Origin of the sequence: Mesorhizobium sp. M0833, assembly GCF_040319905.1 — a bacterium.
In the GTDB taxonomy this organism is placed as follows: Bacteria; Pseudomonadota; Alphaproteobacteria; order Rhizobiales; family Rhizobiaceae; genus Mesorhizobium.
Genome location: NZ_JAMYOQ010000075.1, coordinates 1 through 3136, shown reverse-complemented (window position 1 = coordinate 3136; position 3136 = coordinate 1). Strand labels below are relative to the sequence as shown.

Here is a 3136-nt window from a genome sequence, read left to right as displayed (position 1 = left end):
ACGGCGCCATAATCCAAGAAACCTGCCGCACCGGGCAAGCCGCGTGAACCGCTTCGACGCAAAACTGAAGCGGACAAATGATGTGCTACCAAACCGGACAACTTGATTTGCTACCGACACAGCACTTCCGGCGACATCATCATCATCCGACAACTGGACACCTTGATTTACCGCCGTTTCTGAGGCAAAGAGGCGCAAGAATGGGCGTGGTAACTGAACCGGGGCCTGCGCAGGTTTCCGCGCTACTGTGCTGATGGATGGTTGATTTCTGCTATGTGGCGGCGTTTTTTGCCGCCATACCGTCACGCGGACGCACTTCTCCCCTCGTGCCAGACGTAGCGCATCAGATTGTAGGCGAGATTTGTCATGCCGATTTTGGTTGTGGCGCGGGCGATACCGATGGTGCGGATGAAGAGCTTCATTTGTGCCTTCTGCCGTGGGAAGACGTGCTCGACGAAGGCGCGGATCTTTGAGCGCCGGCCGTTTGATCGAGACGTCGTCTCGCTCATCGGCCGACCTTTCGGCTTCTTCTGGTGGATGTCGCAGACATAGCCGTTCCGATCGAGCCACTCCTCGTTCTTCTTCGAGCGATAGGCGGTGTCGGCCCACACGGTCGAGCCGGTGTTCGCGCGGTTGAGCACATTGCGAAGCTACGCCCCGTTATAGGCTGACGCCCTCGTGACGTTCCAGCCGCGGATGAAGCCGTGCCGGCGATCGATGGTGGCATGGTTTTTGTAACCGAAGGCTGGAATGGCGATATCGCGCTGCTGCGCCTTTCCGTCCTCGGCCACTTTGGCTTTCGAGAACTTGACCGTCCAGCGCGCGTCCCGATCCTTCTCCCGCAGTTTCGCGGGATCATCCTTCCTGGCCTCCGGAACCTTGCCCGCCTTTATGTCGGCCTTCTCGGCATCGGTATTTCGCTGTTTAGGCGCCGACAGATCGTGGCGTCGACGATCTGGCCCCCCATTGCAAGATAGCCGGCCTTGGCGAGATGCTTGTCGAAACGGGCGAACAGGTTCTCCACCGCGCGGGCCTGCGTGAGATGCTCGCGGAACATCTTGATCGTCTTTGCATCCGGCACCCGGTCGCCGAGCCCCAGCCCGAGGAACCGCATGAAGGAAAGTCGGTCCTGGATCTGGAATTCGGCCTAGTCGTCGGACAGGCTGTAAAGCGCCTGCAGCACCCATGATCCTGAACATCATCACCGGGCCGTAGGGAGGGCGACCGCCCTTCGCGCCATCCGAGCGCTTCAGTCCCTTAGCCAGCGGTTTGCGGAAGACCTCCCAAGGCACCACCGCGTTCAGCTTTTCCAGCGGATCGCCCGCCTCGCTCAGCCGGACATAGCGCTCCTCAATATCCCAGAACCCCGCCTGTCCCGCATCGATCGCCTCCATGCAAATCACCAGCGCAGTGAATCAGAAAACGATCAAGTTGGGGAGGTTCTTCGAGGTGTCCAACTGTTCGTGCTAGGGCTACACTTGCTCGGCCACAGCCTCTATTCCACACCAAGACGCGGCAAACAGAGCGATAGCCTTGGTAACCCGCAACAGCGACGATAGGCTCACTCGCTCATCAACAGCATGAATGTGTTCGGCAACTGGTCCGTAGACAAGGCTGGTCATGTCTCCGTGTAAGGTGAAGACAGCAGCGTCGAGGTAGCAAGGCATTACGAAGCGCTGAAGTTCCCTTTCGCAACTGTCGGCGAGGGAGTGCGCTTTCGCCAGAAGTGCTTCCGCTTCGCTTCCTGGCGTAAGAACATATCCACCCTGCTTGACACCGACCCATTCGATCTCCGGCTCGGGGCATCCTTTCAGCTGCGGGTCGTTCGAAAATGCCTTTCTGAGAAAGCTCTCAAACCTTACGGCCCGCGCCTCTGCCATCTCGCCGGGGTAGAAGCCAATGCGGCCTTCAAAACGGCACTCGCTGGGAACCGAGGCGAGCCACTCGCCTCCTGATATCGTGCCGATTGTCAAAGCTATTGGGTTGTCGACACAGGCGAAATCGGGCTGAGATATGGGTCGCTCCGCGATCCACTCTTGTTCGAGCTGGCGCAGATGCTCGATAGTCCGAATTGCGATATCGATTGCGCTCCTGCCGGCGGCGACCTCGAATGGATGAGCGGAAACCCCTTGGAGCGTGACAGCAAATTTCATGACGCCGGTATTCGCGCTGACAAGCTTCTCATCGGTAGGCTCCGAAATGAGAACTGCATCGGCGCGGAAACCCTCCGCGAGAACCATTGCCGCTCCATTGCCTGTGGTCTCTTCTTCAATGACGGACTGAAATTGAACCGGGCCTTTCAGGTCGAAGCCCGCGGCCGACAGCGCATCGAGGGCAAACAGGTTTGCAGCCAAACCAGCTTTCATGTCACCCGCACCACGGCCATAGAGCCAGTCCCCGTTGCGAGTGGCCGAGAACGGCTCATATCTCCAACGGGCGCTTGTGCCGACCGGCACAACATCAACATGTGCGTTGAGTGCCAGAGACCTACCGCCTTCTCGCGGCGGCCGCTTCGAGCCAACAACAATGGTAGAGTCTTTGAGTTCAAATCTGGTCGGTGAGAAAGCCGGATCCTTGCCGATGCGAGCTGGATCGATCGCGAAGCTGCGAACGTCATAGCCACGTTCTTCGAGCGCGTTGGAGACAATTTTCTGAATACTAGCTTCATTGCCTCGAAGCGAGGCAGCACGCACCAGCCGCGTCAAAAACTCGACCTGCTCATCGAAGCGGTCCTCAACCGCCTTGATGATGCGCTCGATTTGACGGTTGCTGAGCACAGGCTCAATAGTGGAATACTGCAAAGATGGGGGTTCGCCCACGTCTGCCCTCCTGAATTTTTTTAGCCGCTACCTCACCATGAGGCGAAGCCGAACTTTATTGCCCACCAGCCGGGCAAAATGCCGCTAGTTCTAGGCATCCAGTTGGACGACTGATCGCCTCCGCCATGGCGCCATCGATGCTGGACACGCCTGTTTACCTTTGGACACTTGTCTCGAGCGCGCTTCTAGACTTCGACGAGATCTCGCGAGGTCTTAGTCAACAAAACACCGCCGGACTTCTCAACCAGCGCACAATCCGACAAGAAATTATCGTTGCCCGCGTTATCCGTAATCCATGTGAGCAGGTGGAATACCAT

The 3136-nt window shown here is 57.9% G+C and carries 1 protein-coding gene and 1 pseudogene; both read right to left on the bottom strand.

Annotated elements, in window-relative coordinates; genetic code table 11:
* Nucleotides 1-302: 302 nt before the first annotated feature.
* Nucleotides 303-1394 (bottom strand): annotated as a pseudogene (locus tag NKH98_RS32740) (IS5 family transposase).
* Between the two features lie 78 nt (nt 1395-1472).
* Nucleotides 1473-2819, bottom strand: a complete 1347-nt coding sequence (locus tag NKH98_RS32735) for an ArgE/DapE family deacylase (protein WP_352904300.1) — start codon at nt 2817-2819, stop codon at nt 1473-1475.
* Nucleotides 2820-3136: the final 317 nt, after the last annotated feature.